This is a genomic window from Bradyrhizobium sp., assembly GCF_036009065.1.
GTDB lineage: Bacteria > Pseudomonadota > Alphaproteobacteria > Rhizobiales > Xanthobacteraceae > Bradyrhizobium.
This window is the reverse complement of sequence record NZ_DASYMN010000162.1, coordinates 1-21212: the sequence shown is the minus strand read 5'-3', so window position 1 is coordinate 21212 and position 21212 is coordinate 1. Positions and strand designations below refer to the sequence as shown.

General features: G+C 61.7%; 22 protein-coding genes. 16 read left to right on the top strand and 6 right to left on the bottom strand.

The genetic code is table 11. The features are described 5' to 3' along the window. From VGP39_RS09770 to VGP39_RS09760, 3 genes are read right to left on the bottom strand one after another with little or no spacing between them, the layout of a single operon-like run. Positions 1-1293, bottom strand: a complete 1293-nt coding sequence (locus VGP39_RS09770) for a lysine N(6)-hydroxylase/L-ornithine N(5)-oxygenase family protein (protein WP_327567905.1) — start codon at positions 1291-1293, stop codon at positions 1-3. Between the two features lie 56 nt (positions 1294-1349). Beyond that, positions 1350-2837 carry an SfnB family sulfur acquisition oxidoreductase gene (locus tag VGP39_RS09765; protein ID WP_327567904.1) on the bottom strand — a complete coding sequence of 496 codons (1488 nt, stop codon included), beginning with the start codon at positions 2835-2837 and terminating at the stop codon, positions 1350-1352. Positions 2838-2853: 16 nt separating this feature from the next. Beyond that, the gene (locus VGP39_RS09760; protein ID WP_327567903.1) at positions 2854-3630 is read right to left on the bottom strand and encodes a class I SAM-dependent methyltransferase; all 777 of its coding nucleotides are present in this window, start codon (positions 3628-3630) and stop codon (positions 2854-2856) included. Positions 3631-4303: 673 nt separating this feature from the next. Here VGP39_RS09760 and VGP39_RS09755 point away from each other — a divergent pair. From VGP39_RS09755 to VGP39_RS09715, 9 genes are all read left to right on the top strand, one after another. Further along, the gene (locus VGP39_RS09755) at positions 4304-5032 is read left to right on the top strand and encodes a LuxR family transcriptional regulator (RefSeq protein ID WP_327567902.1); all 729 of its coding nucleotides are present in this window, start codon (positions 4304-4306) and stop codon (positions 5030-5032) included. A gap of 111 nt (positions 5033-5143) precedes the next feature. Then, complete coding sequence (locus tag VGP39_RS09750; protein ID WP_327567901.1) at positions 5144-5866, top strand: acyl-homoserine-lactone synthase; 723 nt, start codon at positions 5144-5146, stop codon at positions 5864-5866. A 115-nt stretch (positions 5867-5981) separates the two neighbouring features. Continuing rightward, positions 5982-6539 (top strand): flavin reductase family protein, encoded by a 558-nt coding sequence (locus VGP39_RS09745; protein ID WP_327567900.1) that lies wholly within the window; start codon positions 5982-5984, stop codon positions 6537-6539. A gap of 310 nt (positions 6540-6849) precedes the next feature. Then, positions 6850-6978 carry a hypothetical protein gene (locus VGP39_RS09740; RefSeq protein ID WP_327567899.1) on the top strand — a complete coding sequence of 43 codons (129 nt, stop codon included), beginning with the start codon at positions 6850-6852 and terminating at the stop codon, positions 6976-6978. Positions 6979-7061: 83 nt separating this feature from the next. Continuing rightward, complete coding sequence (locus VGP39_RS09735) at positions 7062-7541, top strand: (2Fe-2S)-binding protein (RefSeq protein WP_327567898.1); 480 nt, start codon at positions 7062-7064, stop codon at positions 7539-7541. A gap of 2 nt (positions 7542-7543) precedes the next feature. Beyond that, entirely contained in the window at positions 7544-9742 is a 2199-nt protein-coding gene (locus tag VGP39_RS09730) for a xanthine dehydrogenase family protein molybdopterin-binding subunit (RefSeq protein WP_327567897.1), read from the top strand. A 684-nt stretch (positions 9743-10426) separates the two neighbouring features. Next, positions 10427-10636 (top strand): TOBE domain-containing protein, encoded by a 210-nt coding sequence (locus VGP39_RS09725; RefSeq protein WP_327567896.1) that lies wholly within the window; start codon positions 10427-10429, stop codon positions 10634-10636. Beyond that, positions 10633-11277 (top strand): hypothetical protein, encoded by a 645-nt coding sequence (locus VGP39_RS09720; protein ID WP_327567895.1) that lies wholly within the window; start codon positions 10633-10635, stop codon positions 11275-11277. Before VGP39_RS09725 ends, VGP39_RS09720 begins: the two co-directional genes overlap by 4 nt. Before the next feature lie 216 nt (positions 11278-11493). Then, a complete protein-coding gene (locus VGP39_RS09715; protein ID WP_327567894.1) occupies positions 11494-11652 on the top strand; it encodes a hypothetical protein in 159 nt (52 codons plus the stop codon). Between the two features lie 127 nt (positions 11653-11779). Here the strand turns inward: VGP39_RS09715 and VGP39_RS09710 are convergent, their stop codons facing one another. Further along, on the bottom strand, positions 11780-12670 hold the full coding sequence (locus VGP39_RS09710; protein WP_327567893.1) for a LysR family transcriptional regulator: 891 nt from the start codon (positions 12668-12670) through the stop codon (positions 11780-11782). A gap of 175 nt (positions 12671-12845) precedes the next feature. Between VGP39_RS09710 and VGP39_RS09705 the strand changes: the two genes are divergently transcribed. The 5 genes from VGP39_RS09705 (at position 12846) to VGP39_RS09685 (ending at position 16903) form a co-directional block, all read left to right on the top strand. Next, entirely contained in the window at positions 12846-13520 is a 675-nt protein-coding gene (locus VGP39_RS09705) for a hypothetical protein (protein WP_327567892.1), read from the top strand. A 44-nt stretch (positions 13521-13564) separates the two neighbouring features. Further along, on the top strand, positions 13565-14482 hold the full coding sequence (locus VGP39_RS09700; protein WP_327567891.1) for an SDR family oxidoreductase: 918 nt from the start codon (positions 13565-13567) through the stop codon (positions 14480-14482). A gap of 249 nt (positions 14483-14731) precedes the next feature. Then, a complete protein-coding gene (locus VGP39_RS09695) occupies positions 14732-15022 on the top strand; it encodes a hypothetical protein (protein ID WP_327567890.1) in 291 nt (96 codons plus the stop codon). A 103-nt stretch (positions 15023-15125) separates the two neighbouring features. Continuing rightward, positions 15126-16145 (top strand): iron ABC transporter permease, encoded by a 1020-nt coding sequence (locus VGP39_RS09690; RefSeq protein ID WP_327567889.1) that lies wholly within the window; start codon positions 15126-15128, stop codon positions 16143-16145. Beyond that, entirely contained in the window at positions 16142-16903 is a 762-nt protein-coding gene (locus VGP39_RS09685; RefSeq protein ID WP_327567888.1) for an ABC transporter ATP-binding protein, read from the top strand. The genes VGP39_RS09690 and VGP39_RS09685 overlap by 4 nt, the downstream gene beginning before the upstream one ends. 50 nt (positions 16904-16953) lie before the next feature. On the opposite strand, the gene VGP39_RS09680 is transcribed toward VGP39_RS09685, so the two are convergent. Continuing rightward, positions 16954-17526, bottom strand: a complete 573-nt coding sequence (locus VGP39_RS09680; RefSeq protein WP_327567887.1) for a class GN sortase — start codon at positions 17524-17526, stop codon at positions 16954-16956. A gap of 103 nt (positions 17527-17629) precedes the next feature. Then, on the bottom strand, positions 17630-19930 hold the full coding sequence (locus VGP39_RS09675) for a marine proteobacterial sortase target protein (RefSeq protein ID WP_327567886.1): 2301 nt from the start codon (positions 19928-19930) through the stop codon (positions 17630-17632). Between the two features lie 188 nt (positions 19931-20118). Between VGP39_RS09675 and VGP39_RS09670 the strand changes: the two genes are divergently transcribed. Both VGP39_RS09670 and VGP39_RS28145 read left to right on the top strand, forming a co-directional pair. Next, positions 20119-20883, top strand: coding sequence for a helix-turn-helix transcriptional regulator (locus VGP39_RS09670; protein WP_327567885.1), 765 nt, complete (start codon positions 20119-20121; stop codon positions 20881-20883). Between the two features lie 178 nt (positions 20884-21061). Next, positions 21062-21212 (top strand): helix-turn-helix domain-containing protein (locus tag VGP39_RS28145; RefSeq protein ID WP_414644619.1); only part of this gene is annotated, 151 nt, incomplete at its 3' end.

Below are 21212 nucleotides of genomic sequence, written 5' to 3'. Positions count from 1 at the left end.
TCAAACCGCCCTGCGTTCCTGCGCCGCCGATGTCCCCGCCCAGGTAATGAATGAGGGAATCTGAACGATGCCGGCATTACGTAGGCCGCGAAGGCGATCAATGATCCGTTGGCTTCGCCACGCCGTCAGGCTCAGGTTTGGATCCGCAAGACCGCGCTGGCTGCGCGCGGCATTGAGCACGAAGATACAACGACCCGGTGGGCCATCCCAAACGGCCGCGAAATCATCGTCTATCAGAAATTCATCATTGTGCCGTTCAAGGCGTGACAGGATCGGTGCAAGGAAGTCCATCCGCGCCGGGCGAAACCCCGTCGCCCAGATCACGATATCGGCGCTCACGATTTCCCTTGTCCCGGTCGCCCGGTGATCCACGACCAACTTCCACTGCAGGCCGTCGTGAGCGCTTTGCACCACGACGCGGTCAGGCATCAGCGCGACGTCGGGTGGCGACGCATCGATGAAACGCAAAGTATAAATCCGCTGATATATTTGCCGCAACAACCGCTCCGAGATGCCATCGCTGGCCAGAATGTTGCGTTGGACAAATTTCGCCTTGTTCTGGGGGCTCTGCTCAAAGAAATAATCCGAATGGCTCGGCGTAAAATAGTCGTTGGTAAAGCACGAATTATCCAACGGAAGAAAGTTATCGCGCGACGAAATCCAGCAAACCTGTCGAGGGGCGTGACCGTGGTTTTCGCAGATCAGCGCAAGCACCGCTTCGGCTCCCGACTGTCCACCGCCAACGACGACAATACGCTTGTCGTCGCACTTACTCGCATTCGGAATAAAATTGGCGACGTGGAAGCTGGTACCATCCGTGCAGTGGCGCGCAAACGGCGGTATTTTCGGCTCGATGCCGACGCCGACGCTGAGGTTGTCGGCCATGATGCGCCGGCGCGTGGTTTCGATGGTGAAAACGCCGTTGAACCCGACGCGCTCCACCTCTTCGGCGAAATGAATATTGTCGTTCTTTTCGCAGGCCCATTCCAAATAGTTCGAGAATTCGCGGCGCGGCACGCTTTCGAACTGCGCGTTGAGAAAGTGGTATATCTTTCCCTGGGAATGCAGATAAGAAATGAACGAGAAGCTGCTGGTCGGGTCGGCCAGCGTCACCAGATCCTTGAAGATGGCTACCTGGAGATTGGCTTCAGGAAATCGCATCCCATCATGCCAGGAGAACTTCGGCTTCTTATCAATGAAAATATTGCTGACGTCTGCGTGGTTATGCAGTAGTGATGCCAAGCTTAGATTCGACGGCCCCACGCCAATCCCGACGCATTGATAGTGCATCATGTTGTTCTCGCATTTTCTTGCAGTGGGCTCCGCGATGCCGACGCCACCAGATCTGACTACACGTAGTTATGACGCCTCGGATTGACGCAGTTAAGGTAGAAATCGCCAACCACATTGTACTTCCAGCGGACCGGATCGTGCAGCGTGTGTGTGCGTGCGTTTCTCCAATGCCGGTCGAGATTGTATGTCGCCAAGGTAGCGCTCGCGCCGGACAATTCGAACATCTTGTTGGTGGCGAGAATAGCCAGCTCGGTTGTAAGCACCTTGACGATCGCGACGTTCACGGACGCCACCGCAACGTCGTCCTCGCTCGGCACCGCCGCAGCGATCTCATCGAGACGGCGGCCGGCTTTTTCCAGCGATGCCTCGGCGGCGAACAGCCGAATCTTCAGATCGCCGACGGCGCTGATGATATAAGGATCCTCGCAGGCACGACTGACGCCGCTGTCTGCCCAGGGACGCGACTTGGTATTGACGAACTGCATTGCCTCATTGATCGCGGCCCCCGCTATCCCGGCATCGATGCACGCATGCAGATACTGTGACACCGGGCCTGCCAGGGTCGGCTTGACGTAAGCGTCCTCAAGAGAAACGACGCGCTCAGGATCCACGAGAACGTCGTTGAATTTGCCGGTCCCGCTTGCCGTCGTTCGCTGACCGAAGCCCGACCAATCGTCGATAATCGTGACGCCCTGCTGATGGCGCGGCACAAAAGCCAAGACGTAGCGGCCGGCGTCGTCGATTGCGCTGACCGCGATCCAGTCGCAGTAAAGCGCTCCGGTGGTATAGAATTTCTCGCCGTTCAGCTTCAGGCCCGCGCCGTTCTTCGTCAGGCGCGTTTTGATCTCGAGCACGTTCTTGGTGCCACGTTCGGACGCGGCGTGACCAATCAATGCGCCGTTCAGAATCTCGTCGAACAGCACCTTCTTCTGTGCGTCTGCCCCGTTCAGCAACATGATGTCGATCGCAAGAAAATGGTTCTTCGGTATCTGCGCAATGTTGGGGTCCGCGGCCGCAATGGTCCGCATGATGGTACCCAGCGTCGTAATCGACACCTCCGGGCCTCCCCATCGCTTTGGAATGCTCGCTCCCAGGAGCCCGCCTTCCGCGAACAACTTCATCTCATCGTAGGGCAGGCGACGATTGCGGTCGCGATCGGCGGCGTCACGTGCCATCTTCGCCGCAAGCCTTTCAGCAGCCGCGATTGCGTCCGCATCGTCGACAATGGCTCGCGCCTGCCCGCTCCGCGATGCCGGCTTGGAGGGCGACAATTCCTCGGGAAGCGGATCAGCCCCTCCGGTGATGGTGATCGTCGCGTTCAACTCGCTGAGACCTGCTCTGTTCATCGCGTTCTCCCAAGGCTGTCTCCCAAGGCTATCTGTAACGCCGCGCATGCATAAGGCTGGCCCCGAAGGCCGCTTGACGCACGTTTCGGTGCTCTCTGATCCCTCTTCGCTCCGGTGCAAGGACGTCGAACCCTCGATCGAACAAGAATCGCGCCGTGATCGCGCACCGCGCAAAACCGAGGGGACTTCCGACGGCACACCGATGGGCCTGCCGTCATGGGCACCTGCCCCTCACCGCAAGGGCCTGCGCAGTCAACGAAATGCTCCCATCCGAGGCCGTCGGAATCGTACGGCGCACCCCCTCGCGCAGTTCTTGGCGAAGCTGTGCGTCAAGTCTGCAGACATAGCTTGAGACCGTCCCCTGCGCGCCGAGGAAAGGTTGCCAATAGGCATCGAAATCAGCAAAGCGCGTAGGAATCTGAATCTTCCGGGTCTCGATCTGATCAAGGCCGCACGCCGCGAACAACTTCTCCATGTCGTCGACCGACCGAATTGGTGAACGATAACCTTCGTCGTGGCGGATCGCATTCGGATCCAGTTTAAACGCAACGGACCAAATCGCGCGCAGAAACTGCATGCCCTCAGCATAATCCCAGATGTAGGCGGCCACCTGGCCGCGCGGGCGCGTCACTCGACACATCTCCTTTGCCGCCAGGGATGGATCGGCAAGAAAGTTCAACATCGAAGCCGACGCGACGACGTCGAACGCGCCGTCCGGGAATTGCAGGTCCTGCGCGTCGCCGATGGTGAATCTCACGCCCGTTCCGGCGAGCATCTTGTCAGCCAGCTGAAGATAACTCTCGGATCTATCCACGGCGGTGACCGATTCGGGCGACGTTCCAAGGATCGCTTCACCCAGCGCGCCGGTTCCACAGCCGACATCAAGCCACTTCAAATTGGACGGAGGCGCCAGCCAGGTGACAAACTTGCGTGCGGCGAGTCGGCCCCAACGACCGATATAGAGCTCGTAGGCCTCTGCGTCGGTCCACACGCCTTTGGACGTTCCGGGAGGGCTTCCCTCTGCCACTGATGTGCTGCGCCGAATACTCATGACCATGCCCGTTGCAACTATCGGTAGTTAATTGACTATTCAACGAGAGGTAGAGGATTTGGGTTCGGCAGCCAACCCCCCAACTCTTGCCATCGTTCGCTGTCCCATCTTGCACATCGCCGCGCCAATATTTCGAACACATTTTGATGTTTGACTGATCTGGTTGCGGCGCAGCGCCCTCTGGTTGCAACGCAGCGATAGGCGGGGTGGGGCGCACTAGCGATTAGCCCGCTGCCGGAATAGACTATGGCCACTCTACCCTGAGGTGATTTACTGTTTGGTGATTTTTGTCTCCGGATAAGGACAGCATCTATGACCAAATTCTCCGACGCATGGTGCGCGCGCTTCTATTTCTCGCGACGTCGCCAGTTGCTGCATTTCCGTGACGCCTTGAGCGCGATCGCAGGACGATCGCGAGATAGCTTTCACAGCCTCGATCGAACGTTACCGACTTTCTCGACACGCTCAGGTTCGCGTAACGATTTGCGTCCGTGAATTCCGGCAGGTTTATCGATTAAGGAGAGAACGACTTAGACTACCGAATCCGACACAGGATCCACTGCATCAATCCAGCAGCCAAGCAAAAAAACATACCGGTTGGGTGGAGACTAAAGTGACGTTAGACTATGGCCGCGATGCCTTCGATTTTATCGATCGTATTCAGTTGGTATCGGAGCCAGCGGAAATCATTGACCTGTTTCATGCTGCCCTCAAACGCTATGGATATACCACGTCCATCCTGACGGGACTGCCCGATCTCACGGAGCGCTTCGAGCAAAAGATCCTGCTGAAGCACTGGCCGGAAGAGTGGTTCCGAATCTATACGCAGGAGAACTATATCTTGGACGACCCGGTGGGCCGGCTTTGTCGGTTGAGCGTCGAGCCGTTCGAGTGGCGTGAAGCCCGTTACGATCCCGACAAGCAGCCGCGGGCTTCCGAGATCATGAATGCCGCGAGCGCATTCGGAATGAAACGGGGGTTGTGTGTCCCCGTCCACGGTCTGTTCGGGCGCGATTGGTGCGTTTCCATGGGCGGCGAAAAAATCGATTTGCCGCCTCTGGCAAAAGCCAGTTTACATTTGATGTCGGTCTACGCCCTCAACAAGGTGCGACGCGACCCGGAGCCGCTTCCGCTGTCGGCCGCCCGCCGACTAACCTCCCGTGAGCGCGAAGTGATCGCCTGGACAGCGGCCGGGAAATCCGCTTGGGAAGTAAGTTGCATTCTCGGCATCGCCAAAGATACGGTGAACAAGCACGCCGCTTCGGCCGCGCGCAAGCTGAATGCTTCAAATAAGACCCAAGCGGTCGCGGAAGCTATCCGGCGTCACGAAATTCCGTGGTAGCTATTGTGGCCGTCAATTACCACCCTTTGCCATTTGGATCAGCGAGCGCAAGCGTCATTCTGCCATGGCGCACATGGCGCACTCTCAAATTTGCGCAAAGGAGGGAGCGTTATGATCCATGTGGTAACGGCCGCGAACAGGCGACACTATGTGAATGCGATCGAAGAGCATCATCTCGTCCGTCACAAAATTTTCGTTGAGGAGCGTGGTTGGCGGACGCTGCTACATCCAGATGGACGAGAATCCGATGCATATGATACGGCGGATACGATCTACATGCTTGCTATGGACGGCAGTCGCGTCGTCGGCGGCCACAGGCTGTTTCCGACCATGCGCCCGCACATGATTAGCGAGATTTTCCCCCATCTGGTGACACGTGGTCCTATACCGAGCGCGCCCGACATATTCGAGTGGTCGCGCTTTTTTGTCGTAAAAGAATACCGTTGCGGACGAACCTATTTCGAACTCTTGGCCGCGGTGCAAGAATTCTGCCTGTGCGTCGGGATTGTTCGCGTCACGGCAGTGATCGAAATGTCTTGGCTGTCGCGGTTTCAGGAAGCGGGTTTTGTGATTCGTCCGCTTGGTTTTCCCCAGCCGGTCGAAAACGTGCCGGCGCTGGCCATTGAGATCGAGATCAATCAGGCCTCGCTCGATCGCGCGCGTTTGCTGGGCAAGATTGCCGAGTCGCTAACGTGGCGCGGCATCAAGACCCTGCCGCTTATGGCGCTCGCGGGCAATCGCGAACAAAATGTTCCATCTTTCCCCTCCGAGCGAAGAGACCGAGTCCGCGGTCACGTCAATGGCGGTCATCCGAAATCGCAGCGCGCATCATAGTTACCGATGACATGTGATCGGCATCGGGTTTGTTACATTCGGCAACAAATGACGACAGGTGGGTAATGGATACTGAGGGGTCCGCAGTTGGTACCGAAATGCATCGGCTTCGGATATGCTGAAGAGGACCGCCTCCGGCGGCAATGGCGTTGCCTCCTCCGCTCCCAATTTGGCGCGCGATCCAGGCACGATCTATACCGACTTTCGCAAGGCGATGCGCCGCCTGACATCGACCGTTTCCATCATAGCCACCGTCGGCGACGGCGACGGCGACTATGTGGGAATGGTCGCGACGACGGTCAACTCGCTGTGCTCCGATCCACCGGCGATCGTCGCCTGCCTGAGCCGCGCCGCGAGCATTTTCGGGCCGCTGATGTCTCGTAAACGGTTCTCGGTCAACTTGCTGGAAGCAAGACAGGCAAATCTCATTCCAATCTTCAGCGGCCAAGAAAAAGGCGCCGCGCGTTTCCGATATGGACAATGGGAGAATATCGATGGCCTGCCCTGTCTGGTTGACGGCCAGGCGACGCTTCTCTGCCGTCTTGACGGCAGCTTCGCCTATGGCAGTCACGACGTGATTGTCGGCCGCATCGAGGCAGCACGGGTCGCCGATCAAATCTCGCCGCTGCTGTGGCAGAACGGTAAACCAGCGGTGTCGCGCGCGCTGGACTAGGATCGGCGGGGACCGGCAGCCGGACCAGGCGACACTTGAGTACAGAGGCAACCCCCCAATCCACCGGAAACGAAGTTTGTCGGAAATGACAATTTGCGGTGGATCCATTCGTGCTTATTTTTTGAGCGGCCTCGCATCGCAGTAGCGTTTGGCGGAATCTGGAGAGTAGCCAAGGCGCTGACTGTCGCGCAGGCACGTGGAATACTTGCCGTCCAGCTTGAGCGCTAGTGTCTTACCATTTGGACCGGTGCGAGTAACGATTCGCTCATCTATTGGTGCCGGCGACACGATTCTCGATCGCTGCCGTGCCATGTTCGCGGCCGAAGTTGACGGCTCCGCTACGGCCGGCAAGCTGATGCTCAACGGCGTCGCCGAGAAACTGACCAGGCGTAGCGAGAAGGTGATCGAGTGCAAATTGCCGCAGGCAATCCGTGGGTGATGCCGCGCTGGGCATCTGGACAGGCCGTTGTAGGCAAACGCCCGTCAGGCAGGTATACTTTGCTGAATTGACGGAGGAAACTCATGGCAAAACTGAATATCAACGGAGTGGTAAGAGATGTGTCGGTCGAGGCAGACACGCCCCTTCTTTGGGTTATTCGCGAGCAGATCGGCCTGACCGGCACCAAGTACGGCTGCGGAATTGCCCAGTGCGGCGCCTGCTCCGTTCACATCAACGACGAGCTGCAGCGATCCTGTTCGATTCCCGTGGGCGACGTGAAGCCCACCGACATGATCGTCACCGTCGAAGGGTTGTCAATCGGTTCATCGCATCCCGTGCAAAGGGCGTGGGCCTCGGTCGACGTTCCGCAATGCGGCTATTGCCAGTCCGGGCAGATCATGGCGGCCGCGGCGCTGCTGAAGAAAAACCCCAAGCCGACCGACCAGGACATCGATGAAGCGATGACCAATATCTGCCGATGCGGCACCTACCAGCGCATCCGTCAGGCGGTTCATCTGGCCGCCGGCGTGGGCACCACCGGCCGCAGCACCTCGGGAGGTTAGCCATGACAAGGTTGGTCCTTGCAAAAAATGCAAAACTCTCGCGCCGCAAGTTCATCGTCGGCTCGGCGGCCGTAGCGGGCGGCGGTCTGGCGCTCGGATTGAAGGTGCCGTTCGGCGTCGATGCTGCGCAGGCACAGGGCGCTGCGACCGAAATCAACATCTGGGTCGCGATCCAGCCCGACGACACCTGCGTGATCCGCATCGCGCGCTCGGAGATGGGGCAGGGCACGCTCACCGGCCTTGCGCAGCTCGTTGCCGAGGAACTGGAGTGCGACTGGAACAAGGTGGCGACCGAGGGAATCTCGCCGGGCCGTAACCTCGCGAGCAAGCGCGCCTGGGGTGAAATGGGCACGGGCGGCAGCCGCGGCATACGTACGTCGGAGGATTATGTGCGGCGTGGAGGTGCTGCAGCTCGCTTGATGCTGCTTCGAGCTGCCGCCGACCAATGGAATGTCCCGGTTGGCGAACTGACCGTATCCGACGGCGTCATTACCCACGGGGCGAGCAAGCGTTCAATCCGTTATGGTGAGGTCGCGGCCAGCGCCGCCAGGCTCACGCCGCCGGATCCCAAGTCTATCAAGCTTAAGGATCCAAAGGACTGGAAGATTGCCGGCAAGCCGCTCAAGCGGCTCGACACCGCCGACAAACTCGACGGCAGCAAGGTCTTCGCCATCGATGTGAAGCTGCCGGGCATGCTCAACGCGGCAATCAAGGACTGCCCGGTATATGGCGGCAAGCTCAAGAGTTACGACGAGAGCAGAATCGCCGGCATGCCCGGCGTGAAGAAGGTGGTGCGGGTGAAGGAGACCGCCGTTGCGGTCGTCGCTGATACCTGGTGGCAGGCCAAGAAGGCGCTCGATGCGCTCCCGGTGGTCTGGGACGAGGGGCCGAACGCCTCGCAATCAAGCGCTGCGATCGCCGAGATCCTCAAGGACGGCCTCACCGCAACCGCCACCAACGGCGAGCGGCGGAACGGCGACGCGCTGAAGGCGATCGGGGAAGCTGCGACCAGGGTCGATGCGATCTACTCGACGCCCTTCCTCGCGCACGCCTGCATGGAGGTGATGAACTGCACCGTAAAACTCTCGGCGGACAAGGCCGATGCCTGGGTTCCGACGCAAAATCTGGAAGCGTCGCTGGCAGCCTTGTCCGAATCTTCCGGCATTCCGCTTGATAGATGTGAAGTGCACCGGCATGACCTCGGCGGCGGCTTCGGCCGGCGCGGCGGCACGCAGGACTATGTCCACAAGGCGGTCGAGATCGCCAAGCAATTCCCCGACGTTCCGGTCAAGTTGATCTGGAGCAGAGAGGAGGATCAGGCGCACGACTTCTACCGGCCGATCTCGCAGTGCAAGTTGTTGGCCGGACTTGATGCCGGAGGCAATCTTGTAGGCCTGCACGTTCGCGTCTCGGGCCAGTCGATCAATGCAAGGCTCAATCCGAATGCCATTGTCGATGGCAAGGATATGCGCCAGTTGCAGGGCTACTCGGCGACACCCGGCGACGCACAGCTTGGCTACAGCGTGCCCAATCTGCTGATCGAGTATGCGATGCGCAACACGCATGTTCCGGTCGGGCCCTGGCGCGGGGTCAATACCAATCAGAACGGCGTCTATATGGAATGTTTCATGGACGAGGCGGCGAAGGCCGCAGGCAAAGACCCGCTCGAGTTTCGCCGCGCGCTCATGAAGGAGTATCCCAAGCATCTCGGCGTGCTCAATGCCGCGGCCGAGAAGGGTGATTGGGGTAAGCCGCTGCCGGCAGGCGTGCATCGCGGCATCGCGCAGTTCATGGGCTACGGCAGCTATTCGGCTGCGGTCGCCGAGGTTTCGGTGAGTCCGCAGGGCAAGCTGAAGATCCATCGCATGGTGCTGGCGCTGAATTGCGGCCATGCCGTCAATCCCAGCCAGATCGCTGCGCAGGTCGAAGGATCGGTGGCCTACGGTCTCAGCGCCACGCTCTACGGTGAAATGCCGATCGAGAACGGGCGCATGACCAATCTCAACTTCGACAGTTATGAGATTTTGCGTCTTGCCGAGATGCCGAAGGTCGAAACGGTGATTGTGCCGACCTATGATTTCTGGGGCGGGGTTGGGGAGCCGACAATCTGCGTCGTTGCGCCAGCCGTGCTTAACGCAGTTTTTGCGGCAACCGGCAAGCCGATGCGCAGTCTGCCGCTTAAGAACGTAAAGCTGGCATAGCGCCGCCGACGATGATGCGCGCGCTATTGGTGTTTGCCACGATCACCGGTTTGCCCGTGAGGCCAGTGATCGCAGCGGACGCAGTCCTCCTGCATGCGGCCGGCAGCTGCGCGGGACGGGACCGAAGTGAGCCGGACGTTCGAGAAATCGTCGTCCCTCAAGGTGCAGCTAAAGTTCGGTGCGTCGGGTTTGCTCAGGGACGAGATCGCCGGCCGAAGGCCGCGCCGACATTTTCCTGGCCTATTGCACCGGCGCCCGCGATGCCCTGGCGGTCAGCGCAGATTATGGCTTGACCGTCATGGCCGATGCTCTGCCTGGGGCCTACCAGTTCGCCCCGTTCATTCTGTCGACCGAGGGACAGCGCATCCTTGCGGCCTACGGATTTTCGGCGCCCAATATGACAGAATAGCAAAGGAGCACCGTAGCCCGCATGAGCGAAGCGATATGTGGGATTGGCGGGGACAGATGTAAGCGGGACTGATCGCGGCGGACCCGCATATCGCTGCGCTCATGCGGGCTACGCTTGCTGCCGTCATCCTGAGGTGCTCGCCGTCTTCGGCGAGCCTCGAAGGATGGGCCACAAACGCCCGCGGCCATCCTTCGAGACGCCGCGCAAGCGCGCGCGGCTCCTCAGGATGACGGCCGAATGTGTGGCTCTGAGAAAATGAGAGAAGGAGATTTTCAATGAAACTCGGTGCGCGCAACCAGCTCAACGGCACCATCGTCGACGTCCTCAACGGCGCCACTACGTCGCATATCCGGATCGATATCGGCGACGGGATTATCGTGACCGCTTCGATCACCAACGAGGCGGTCGATGAACTCAAGCTCGCCAAAGGCAAGCCGGCGATCGCCGTGATCAAGGCGAGCGACGTGATGGTGGGCGTCGATTGATCGACCGCCGCACTTTGATCGCGGGTCTTTCGGCGGCGCTGATCGCGCCGCGCCGCGCATGCGCGCAGACCGAAAAGGATGCCGCGGGGCGTAGCGTGCCGGTTCCCGCAAGGGTGGCGCGCGTGTTTCCCGCCGGACCGCCCGCCGCGATCCTGCTTTACACCGTGGCGCCGGAACTGCTGATCGGCTGGCCGCGCGCCAACCGGAGCGAAGAGTGCGTCTACATGCTGCCGGAGATCTGCACCCGGCCGGAAGTCGGGCGCATCACCGGACGCGGCAACACCGCGAACCTGGAAACGGTGCTGGCGTTAAAACCCGATCTCATTCTCGACGTCGGCTCGACCAGCGCCACCTTCGTCTCGCTGGCGGATCGCGTGCAGCAGCAGACCGGCATTCCCTACGCGTTGCTGGATGGCCGCTTCGCCGGGATCGCCGGCGCCTACCGCACGCTCGGCGCGCTGATCGGCCGGCCTGGGGATGCGGAGAAGCTCGCGCGCACTACCGAGGATACGCTCAAGACCATTACCGGACGCATCGAGCCGGTCGCAGCCAACGAGCGGCCGAAGGTCTATTATGCGCGGGGGCCGAGAGGCTTGCGACCGGGCTCGGCGGCGCGATCAATGTCGAGACCATCGAGTTGATCGCCCGCAATGTCGCAGGGGAACACAAGGCGGTCTCGCCAATGTTTCGATCGAGCAGATCCTGGTCTGGAATCCCGATGTCGTCATCACCATCGACCAGGAATTCGCAGCCACGGTGCGAAACGACCCCTCCTGGGCGTCCGTCAAGGCGGTGCGCGACAACCGGGTGCATCTGTCGCCAAAAATGCCGTTCGGCTGGGTGGATTTCCGCCATCCGTGAACCGCCTGATCGGGCTATGGTGGCTCGCCAAAATCCTTTATCCGGAACGTTTTCCGGAAGACCTGCGAGCGCTGACGCAGGATTTTTATACCCGTTTCTATCATGTGACGCCGACATCTGATCAAATCGAACATGTAATTGCGGGCAGGGATTGATAGCCGCCCGGCAATCCGGGCTAAACTCGCTTCCGTCCCTCCGCGATGCCTGCCCGTCCTGATCCAGACCGCCTTGACGTTGAGGTACTCTTCCAGATGCTGCTTGCCGGACGCGCGGCTGCCTTCCCTAGCAAGGCGCTTCAGCCAGCTTGCCGACTCTGGAGAGCAGCAGCTTCAAGATCGGTGAGTTGTTCGCCTTATGGTAAGCGATGATCAGGTCGAGCGTGGGCACTTCCCCCTTCACCGGACGGGTGGTTATTGACCCCGGCAGATAACGTTTTGTGTAAGCCGGCAACATCATGACCGCGCGCGTCGATGTGATCATTGATATTGCATGGACGACATTGTGCACTTCATGTTCCGGCTTGAGATCGATGCCGGCTCGGTTGAAATACTCCAGGACGACGCGGCGCACCGCAGGGGCGGCCTTGGACGGAAGATAGAAAGTCTCGTTGCCGACCTCTTGCGGCGCGACGGCCGCTTGCGATGCCAAGCGGTGGTCGCTCGGAAAAACAAAAACCAACGGGTCCGTACGTACGCGCCTGAAGCCCAGATCTCCCATATGCTCTTCCCGTCGCATGAAGGCCGCATCAAGCTTGCGCCTCATCAGGGCTTTGGCGAGCACGGGAGAGTAATCACTCGACAGGCGGATTTCGATGCCGGGAAACTCGTCTCGAAGGACGCGGTTCACCTCAGGCAACAAGCCGATTTCGGCCCCCGACATAAAGCCAAGCGCGAATATAGGTCTCGCCGGTTGAGCTGCGCGCCGCGCTGCTTCCTTGGCTGCTTCCGCTTGAAGCAGCGCCATGCGTGCATGGTCCAGAAAAGCCTTTCCGGCCGGCGTCAACTCAACACCGTGAGCGCCACGATCCATCAGTTGAACGCCGACTTCCCGTTCGAGATCCCGGATTTGCCGGCTGAGAGATGGCTGGGAAGTGTGGAGCTTTTGCTCGGCGGCGACCGTCAAGCTACCCGCATCAGCGACGGCGATGAAGTAGCGGAGATGCCGAAGCTCCATCCCAAAACTCCCATGTCTGGCAGGCATGGGCCCAGCCTACAAAGTCTTTTTCAGGCCGACCAGCGGGTTCTATAAGCAAAAAGCAACGTGGGCGGGGTCTGCCTGACAGGCAGGTCGTATCGCGGCCTCGATCCGTCCAACTCGGCTCGCGCGTTGAGCCCACTGGAGCATGCGCATGTTTAAAGGCCTCAGAACGTCGCTGTTGTTCCTTCTGGTGATGACAGGATTTGGCGACGCCGCGGCGCAGTCCCCCGGCAATCAACCGGGAGCAAGCGGCGTGGAAGCAGACGTAGCGAAAATCAAACGGGCGATGCTCGGAAACTGGGAAAGCATCGCTCCAGAATTGCGGCCGAGCGCCAGCAAGAATGCCGACGGCTCGCTCAAGCCGTTCTATCTGAAGCGCGCCTTCAAATACCTGCCATCCGACCGGTTCGAACTGGAGATCGTCAACTCAGCCGACCCTTACGGTGCCGTGCCGCTCGCGCGGATCAAGATCGGCGGACACATGCTGTGGCAGGGCCCGCATCCGATCGCTCCGGGCGCGCAGAAGGTCGACTTCGTGGCCGATGAGAGCTACGAGGTCACTCCCCTCGCCCAGGGATTTGCCGATGTGCTCAACAGGGTCGCGTCGGCTGGATATGGTCCCTGGACGGTCAACGCGCCGCAGAAGATATTCGGCAAGAGCTTTGCTCCCTTCGGTCTCAAGGAAGGGGCCAACTTCATGGAATACGACCTCGTCTACCTCAGAGGCGAGCTGCTATTCTGGGGCGCGCGCAATATTGACGGCCGCGGCTTTGATACGGAGCAGAATCGCCCGACCAATCTGCAGATCCCGCTGGTCCGGCAGTAACGCCGCGCTTGCGAAGTGACTTGATCTCTTGAGCAGGTTCTTTCATGGCTGGTTCGACACAGACTGGAATCCCCTCGCAACTCGGGAGAACGGCTGTTGTCACGGGGGCTACGGGCGGTCTCGGTTACGAGACGGCCCTGGCCCTGGCCCTGGCCAAGGCCGGTTCGGAGGTCATTCTGACCGGCCGCGACGATCGGAAAGGGCAAACGGCAATCGAGAAGATCAGCCGCGAGGTGGCCGGCGCGAAGGTAACCTACCAACATCTCGATTTGGCCAGCCTTGCCTCGGTCGCCGACTTTGCGCAGTGGATGCGCACCCGGCAGTCCCTTGATCTCCTGATAAACAATGCGGGAGTCATGGCGCTGCCACGCCGGCAAACCACGGCGGATGGCTTTGAGATGCAGTTTGGAACAAACCACTTGGGTCATTTCGCTCTCACGGCGCGGCTGATGCCGCTGTTGCGCCGGGCAAGCGGACCGAGGGTCGTCAGCGTCAGCAGCCTGGCGCACCGCACCGGGTTCATCGATTTCGATGATCTGCAGGGCGCACGGGTGTACTCGCCATGGAAAGCATATGGGCAATCGAAGCTCGCAACGTTGATGTTCGCGCTTGAACTGCAACGGCGGAGTGACGCGGCAGGCTGGAACCTGACCAGTAACGCGGCCCATCCCGGATTTGCCAGAACCAACCTGTTCGCCAGAGGTCCGGGCGGTCTTCTTTCTCTTGCGACCGATTTCGCGGCTCCATTGTTCGGTCATTCCGCGGCGGACGGTGCCCGACCGATCCTGTTTGCGGCAACGAGCCCGGAGGCAAGGCCGGGCGCCTATTACGGACCGGGAGGATTTGACGAACTGCGAGGAGCACCGGCGCGCGCGCTGATCATGCCGCAGGCGCGAGATGCGGCAGCGGCCGCCAGGCTTTGGGATGTTTCCGGGAAACTGGCGAGCACGTCGTTCGATTAAGGTGCGGAGAATGCAACTTCCGAAGACCGTCATCGATGTCACGGCGCAGTATCTTCCGATACTGGCAAGCCATGACAAGGGAGCACCGTCATGATCAAGTTCAGCGAAGACAGCCGCGTTCAAAGTGTCCTCAACGCCTTTGACACCCTTTTCAACAAGCGCGACTACGCTTCCGCCGAGCGCTTCTGGTCTCCGCGTTAGATCCAGCACAGCGCACATATTCCGCCCGGCCGCGACGGACTCTTTGTCTTGGTCAAGACCTTGCCCGCGACGCTGCGCTACGAGAACCACATTGCGGCGGCGACTGGTGACTTCGTCGTTCTCCATGGGCGATTCAGCGGTTTCGGCCTGCCGGCGGGCTGGGTCGCCGCTGACATCGTGCGTATCGAGGATGGGGTGCTCACGGAGCACTGGGACGTCATCCAGGACGAGGCCACGAAAGAACAATCGCGCAGCGGTCTTCCGATGTTCGGCGAAAAATTCCCGGTTGATCACCGACCGGACGCAACACTACTCGGCGTTTGTGAAGTGCTGGAGTAATTGCAAGCTTTAAGCCGGTCCGACGACAAATCGTCCAGCCGGCATTCGCCGTCGGCAAAAATCGCCCATGTACTTGCGGGCAGGGATTGATAGCCTTCACCGGATGAGGAATGCCCGATCCGCCGTGCCCGGATTTTCGATCGCGATCGCGATCCTGATCGCGGGACTCATGCTGGCCTTGATCGTCGGCCGCTATCCGGTGTCGCTCGGCGATCTCATGAGCGTTCTCACTGCGAAGCTTGCCGGTCACCGTGCCGACGTGTCGCCGGCGGTCGAAAGCGTGATCTGGCAGGTGCGCGGGCCGCGCGTGATCGCGGCGATGCTGGTCGGCGCCGCGCTCGCGGTCGCCGGGACCGCGTTTCAGGGACTGTTTCGCAATCCGCTGGTCTCTCCCGACATTTTGGGAGCATCGTCGGGCGCGGCGCTTGGCGCCGTCGTCGGCATCTATCTTTCGCTCAGCGTGTTCGCGGTCCAGGCCGTCGCCTTTCTCGGCGGCCTGATCGCCGTCGGGGTCGTCTATGTGATCGGCGCGTCGGCGCGTTCGCGCGATCCGATCCTGGTGCTGGTATTGACCGGCGTCGTGGTCGGGTCGCTGTTCGGCGCTGGCGTTGGCCTCGTAAAGTACCTGGCCGATCCGTACAACCAGCTTCCCGCGATGACGTTCTGGCTGCTGGGCAGCCTGTCCGCGACCGGGGTCTCGGACTTGGCTCCGCTGTTCGGCCCCGTCGCGATCGGCGCCGCCGTGCTGGTCGCATTGCGCTGGCGGATGAATGTGATGTCGCTGCCGGAGGAGGAGGCACGCGCGCTCGGCGTCGCCACCGGGCCGCTGCGCATCGCCATCGTCGCGGCGGCAACGCTGGTGACATCCGCGAGCGTTGCAACCGCAGGGATCATCGGCTGGGTCGGGCTGGTGGTGCCGCATCTGGCAAGGTCGCTGGTCGGCCCGGATTTTGCGCGGCTGTTGCCGGCATCTGCGATCCTGGGCGGCGGCTACCTGCTGCTGATCGACACGCTGGCGCGCACCATGGCGCAAGTCGAAATCCCGCTCGGTATTCTGACCGCGCTGATCGGCACGCCGTTCTTTATCTGGCTGCTCGCCAGCGTGCAAAAGAACTGGTCATGATCCTCGAAGGACATCGGCTCACCATCGGCTATCAGGACCGTGTTGTCGGCGCCGGCCTCGATGTCAAACTGGAGAAGGGCGAGGTGCTGGCGCTGCTGGGACCCAATGGCGGCGGCAAGACCACGCTGCTCAAGACGCTGCTCGGGCTGCTGGCGCCGAAAGCGGGCGAGGTCCGGCTCGACGGCGCCGCACTGTCGTCGCGGTCAATCCGGGAACGGGCGCGGCTGATCGCCTATGTGCCGCAGACCCACGTCGCAACCTTTGCATTTTCAGTGGAAGCAGTGGTGCTGATGGGTCGCACCGCGCATGGCGACCTGTTCGCCCGGCCGACGACGAAGGACCGCGAGGTTGCCGCCACTATGCTCGATCGGCTCGGAATCGCTGAGCTTGCGGAGCGCCCCTACACCATGATCTCGGGCGGCGAGCGGCAACTGGTGCTGCTGGCGCGCGCGCTGGCGCAGGAGCCGCAATTCATCGTGCTGGACGAGCCGACCGCCAATCTCGACTTCGGCAATCAGGGCAAGGTCATGCGCGAGATCCGCGCGCTGGCAAGCTCCGGCCTCGGCGTGCTCTTCACCACCCACGATCCCAATCATGCGCTGCGCGCCGCCGACCGCGCCTATCTGCTGCGCGGCGGAGAGCGCATCGCCGAGGGTCCGGTGCAACAGATCTTGACGCGCGAGCGGCTGGAAGCGCTCTACGGCGCGCCGGTGCACATGATCACCGATGCGACCGGCACCGCGTTCATTCCGGGCTAGGACGAGAGCGGTGACCGGTCTCCACGAACTTCGGGGCGGATGTTCATCGGCTATGCCGGAACATCCTCGATCAGCGTGGCGTGCAGGAGATAGCGCATCGGGCCTGGCATCGCGGCATTGAATGGCCAGCAGGTCGACAGCACCAGTTCGTATCGATCGGCCAGCGGGTCGATGCCCGAGGCGTCGAAACGCACCACGGAGCTTGCGTCCGCGCGATAGCGGAACGTCCTGCCGTCGCTGCGCGTGACCGCGATCTCGTCGCCGATCGCGACATCCCTGAGAAAACGGAAATGCGTATCTCGATGCGCGGAATAGACCGCCACGCCGCGCTCGCCGGCATCGGGTGTCAGCTCGACGTGACCCGGACCGAAGGCCAGCGCCTGGCCGCTGCTTCCGGCCAGCACGATGGCGCTGGCATGGAGCCGCTTCACCTCGATCCGCGCGATCGGCCAGGTATCCGCCCATGACCAGGGTTTTACGTAGTGGCCGCCGGCAATGGTCGCGGCGAAGGCGCGCTGCAGCAGCACCTGCGCGAGCAGCGCCTTGGCGTGGATGTAAGCGCCCTGGCCGAACAACACGAGACCGGCGAGCACGAATACCAAAGCTGCAACGAAGCGAGTCATATAATTGCTTCTCGAGAGAGTTGCGCGCGCGGCCCTGGGTGGACGGGGAGGCCGCGCGCGCGGTGCGGAGGAGGTTGGGGCGCACTCCTCCTTTCATCCGGCGTCAGTGGGCGAAGCTCCGACGCCGGTTGAACACGAACAGGATCAGGCTGAGCGTTAGCAGGATCGAACCGGCGATCATCTTCAGCTCGGAATCGGTCGCTGTCTGCGGCAGCATGACGGTGCTGGGCGCGGGGGCAAGGGCAGGGAGCGTGGGCTTTGCTTCCGCGACCTGAATCCGCGTCTGATCGGTGTCGGCCCGCCGCTCGCCTGGTTGTAGCTGCGGCGTCGCGGGCGACGGCAGCGGCCGCTGGCGCTCGCCGAACACTTTTGCAAACTCCCAGCCCGCTGGCAAATTGAGCGGCAGTTCGGTGAGTTTGAGCGGTTCGCCGTCGGGACGGCTCGGCGTCTTGTCGACCGCGACGAGGCCGGTCAGCCGGGTCACGAGCTGATGGTCCAGCGCCAGTCTCAGGATCGCATTGTCGGCGTCCGCCGGCGTGATCTTCCGCAAGGTGCGGGCAACCTCCGCATCGGTGATCATGCGCCGCGCCCAGAGCTTGGACAGGCCCTTGCCCTCGGCGGCGCCCGCAAGCGGCAGCGTCACCACCCACGGCCGGTCGCCGATGCGGCCCTTGATTTCGACCGAGCCTGCCAGCCTGTCGAGCCGCGCCGCCAGAACCAGCGGCTCGCCGCGATAAAGATCCGGGATCGCCGCCGGCGTCATGTCCGCTTGGACATCGGAGAATTTTGCCGAGAGGCCGGTCACCACGGGTTTTTCCAGTTTGCCGAACAGGCCGCGCATGCGCTCCTCGACCTGCTCGACCGAGCCGATGTGGGTGAAGCTGCCGCGCCCGAGTTCGGCGGCGCGGGTCATCAGAAAAGTGTTCGGCGCCGAGCCGATGCCGACCATGAACACCCGCGAGCGGCCGCGCATCGTGGTGATGGTATCGAACAGTTGCTGCTCGTTGCCGATCGCGCCGTCGGTCAGGAACACCACCTGACGTACGGTGTTGGCGTCGCCGGCCGCCGTATCGGTCAGTGCCGCGCGCATCGCCGGCACCATCTCGGTGCCGCCGGCGGCGCGCAGCGCATCGACGAACGATTTGGCGCTGGCGATGTGTTCGGCGTCGGCAGGCGCCGATGACGGGAACAGCACGTCCATGGTGTGATCGAAGCGGATCACGTTGAAGCGGTCATTGGGCTGCAGGCGGCCAAGCGCGTAACCGAGGCTCGCCTTTGCCTGCACGATCGAGGTGCCGCCCATCGAACCGGAATTGTCGATCACGAAGATCACCTCGCGCGGCATTGGCTGCTGCTCGGCCTGCTCGATCGAGGGCGGCGTGACGAACGCCAACAGATAGTCGGCTTCGCCGACATGCTCGCGGAACAGCCCGACCGACGGCGCTTTTTCGGCCGCGGCTTTCCAGCTCAGCTCGAAATCGCCGTTCGCAGGCACCGGGCCGTCCGCGAGCTTGATGACGCGGGTATCGCTGTCCGGGCTTTCGACCTTCACCTGATGATGGTGACTCCTGACCTCGCCGAGCGGGAAACCGGCCTGCAGGCGCACGGTGATCTGCGTCGGGTTTACGGGGCCGTTTTGCGCCGGATCGAGCACCGGCGGCGAGATGCGGTCGCGATCCGGCACCGGGTCGGTTGAGGTCGCGCCCCATCCGCCGCCGCCCGGGCGAAAATAGACGCTCTGCACCACCGGCGCCTGATTGTAGCGCGGGCCGACCACCATCGGCACGCGGAGCGAAAATTCGTCGCCCGACTGGCGCACCGGCTCCTGATATTCGATCTGCACCAGCACCGTTTCGCCGGGACCGATATTGGCGACCGCGTTGGTGAACATGTTCGGCCGCTGCTGCTCGGTCAGTGCCGCCTTCTGCCCGTTCTGCCTGGCCTGTTCGTAGATGATGCGGGCCTGCTGCCGTTCCTTGATCTTGCCGATCACGACGCGGTCGCCGATCACCATCTTCAGGGTATCGACCCCGCCGCCTTCGGGCAGCGGATAGACGTAGGTCGCCTCCACCCAGTTCTGCGTCGGATTCCGGAAAATCTGCGTGACGCGGGCGCGGACCGTCGGCCCCGATATGGTGAGATCGACATCGATGCCCAGCCGCGTCGCGTCGGCAGTGCCGTCGCCATCGATCTTCAGCAGCAGGGAGCCGGAGCGCACCTCGCTTTGTCTGGCAAAAGTTGCGGCCAGGCCTTCCGCCGACCACACCGGCTCGAAACTCAAGAACAATGCCGCAAATCCAACCAGCAGTACGGCGACGCCTTGCACGAGGACGAACAACAGCAGCCTCGCGAACCGCGGCAGGCGCGATCCGCCGACGTTCTCAACACCTTGGCATATGGTCATTTCGCTGGCTCCCGAGGGCGGTTTCATTGCCCGCAACAGTGCGGAGCGCGGTGCCTTTCCGCGAGCACAATGATCGGCATTGTTCAGCCGCCGGCCGTTGCTGCGCGCCCCGCAGAACCGGATTTGTGCGGTTTTGTGCTGAATTGTGCGTCTGCTAGACTGGCGCGGATTCGGAAAGTGGGGTGAGGATGCCGACGCGGGACGAGCAGCTTTCCGCCGAGCAAAGCCGGCACGTGGCAACGACCATTCGCGAGGAAATCGCACGCCGCCGCATCTCGCGGCAGCATTTGGCCGAGCAGGCGAGACTCAGCCTCTCGACATTGGAGAAGGTGCTCGGCGGCCGCCGCGCCTTCACGCTCGCGACCATGGTGCGGCTCGAACAGGCGCTCGGCGTCTCCTTGCGCAAGGGAGAGGATGTGCCGGCCGCAGCACCATCGACCAATGGCGATATCGCGGTTGACGGCCTCGGCGCCTATTCGCGGCGTTCGGTGTCGTGGCTCGAAGGCGACTATCTGACCATGCGGCCTTCGTTCGGCGACAAGGACGCGATCTACGCCTATCGCACCGAAATTCTATGGGATGCCGCGGCGCCGTGCCTCGCCTTTCGCGAGTCGGAACGGCAGGACGCGGCCTATACCCAGTTCGGCGAGGTCGCGGTACCGAACCAGTCGGGCCACATCTATCTCGTCACCAACCGCCACGGACAGCATCGCCTGATCACCGTCTCGCGGCCGACCATCAGCGGCGAAATGTACGGCATCATCACGACGCTGCTTGCGGGACGCGGCTCGCAACTGACGCCGATCGCGGCGCCCATCGCGTTGTTGCCGATCAAGGCGATCGCAGGTCCGACGTTCGGACGGATTTCGGTTGCCGATGCCAATTACGCCGCGTATCGCCAGCACCTGCGGCGCACCACCGAGGAGCCGTTCGCGATGTTCTTGCCGGGCTAGAGGTTGATGAATGCAGGTTGAAGCGGCTCCTTCTCACCTCTCCCCGGCGGGGAGAGGTGAACTGAGCGTCGGGGCGATCCGACTGTTCTAGAGCATGTTGTTTTTTACCAGAATCGGGATTCCAATTGGAGCGGATTTCTGATTCAAACTTCATGCTGGGAACAGGGGGCCAGCATGGATGACGCGAACCTATTCGGAAGATATTCGCGAACGCGCTCTGGCGCGTGCTGACGCTGGCGAGACGGTTCGCTCGATCGCCGAGGAGCTTCAGATCAGTGCTTCCTGTGTGACCAAGTGGAAGAATCTGAGGCGGGATACCGGCGGTCTTT

Coding starts and splice junctions, on each gene's coding strand:
- VGP39_RS09770 (WP_327567905.1), bottom strand. CDS start 1,293: ATGATGCACTATCAATGCGTCGGGATTGGCGTGGGGCCGTCGAATCTA.
- VGP39_RS09750 (WP_327567901.1), top strand. CDS start 5,144: ATGATCCATGTGGTAACGGCCGCGAACAGGCGACACTATGTGAATGCG.
- VGP39_RS09745 (WP_327567900.1), top strand. CDS start 5,982: ATGCTGAAGAGGACCGCCTCCGGCGGCAATGGCGTTGCCTCCTCCGCT.
- VGP39_RS09740 (WP_327567899.1), top strand. CDS start 6,850: ATGTTCGCGGCCGAAGTTGACGGCTCCGCTACGGCCGGCAAGCTGATG.
- VGP39_RS09735 (WP_327567898.1), top strand. CDS start 7,062: ATGGCAAAACTGAATATCAACGGAGTGGTAAGAGATGTGTCGGTCGAG.
- VGP39_RS09730 (WP_327567897.1), top strand. CDS start 7,544: ATGACAAGGTTGGTCCTTGCAAAAAATGCAAAACTCTCGCGCCGCAAG.
- VGP39_RS09725 (WP_327567896.1), top strand. CDS start 10,427: ATGAAACTCGGTGCGCGCAACCAGCTCAACGGCACCATCGTCGACGTC.
- VGP39_RS09710 (WP_327567893.1), bottom strand. CDS start 12,670: ATGGAGCTTCGGCATCTCCGCTACTTCATCGCCGTCGCTGATGCGGGT.
- VGP39_RS09705 (WP_327567892.1), top strand. CDS start 12,846: ATGTTTAAAGGCCTCAGAACGTCGCTGTTGTTCCTTCTGGTGATGACA.
- VGP39_RS09700 (WP_327567891.1), top strand. CDS start 13,565: ATGGCTGGTTCGACACAGACTGGAATCCCCTCGCAACTCGGGAGAACG.
- VGP39_RS09690 (WP_327567889.1), top strand. CDS start 15,126: ATGAGGAATGCCCGATCCGCCGTGCCCGGATTTTCGATCGCGATCGCG.
- VGP39_RS09685 (WP_327567888.1), top strand. CDS start 16,142: ATGATCCTCGAAGGACATCGGCTCACCATCGGCTATCAGGACCGTGTT.
- VGP39_RS09680 (WP_327567887.1), bottom strand. CDS start 17,526: ATGACTCGCTTCGTTGCAGCTTTGGTATTCGTGCTCGCCGGTCTCGTG.
- VGP39_RS09675 (WP_327567886.1), bottom strand. CDS start 19,930: ATGACCATATGCCAAGGTGTTGAGAACGTCGGCGGATCGCGCCTGCCG.
- VGP39_RS09670 (WP_327567885.1), top strand. CDS start 20,119: ATGCCGACGCGGGACGAGCAGCTTTCCGCCGAGCAAAGCCGGCACGTG.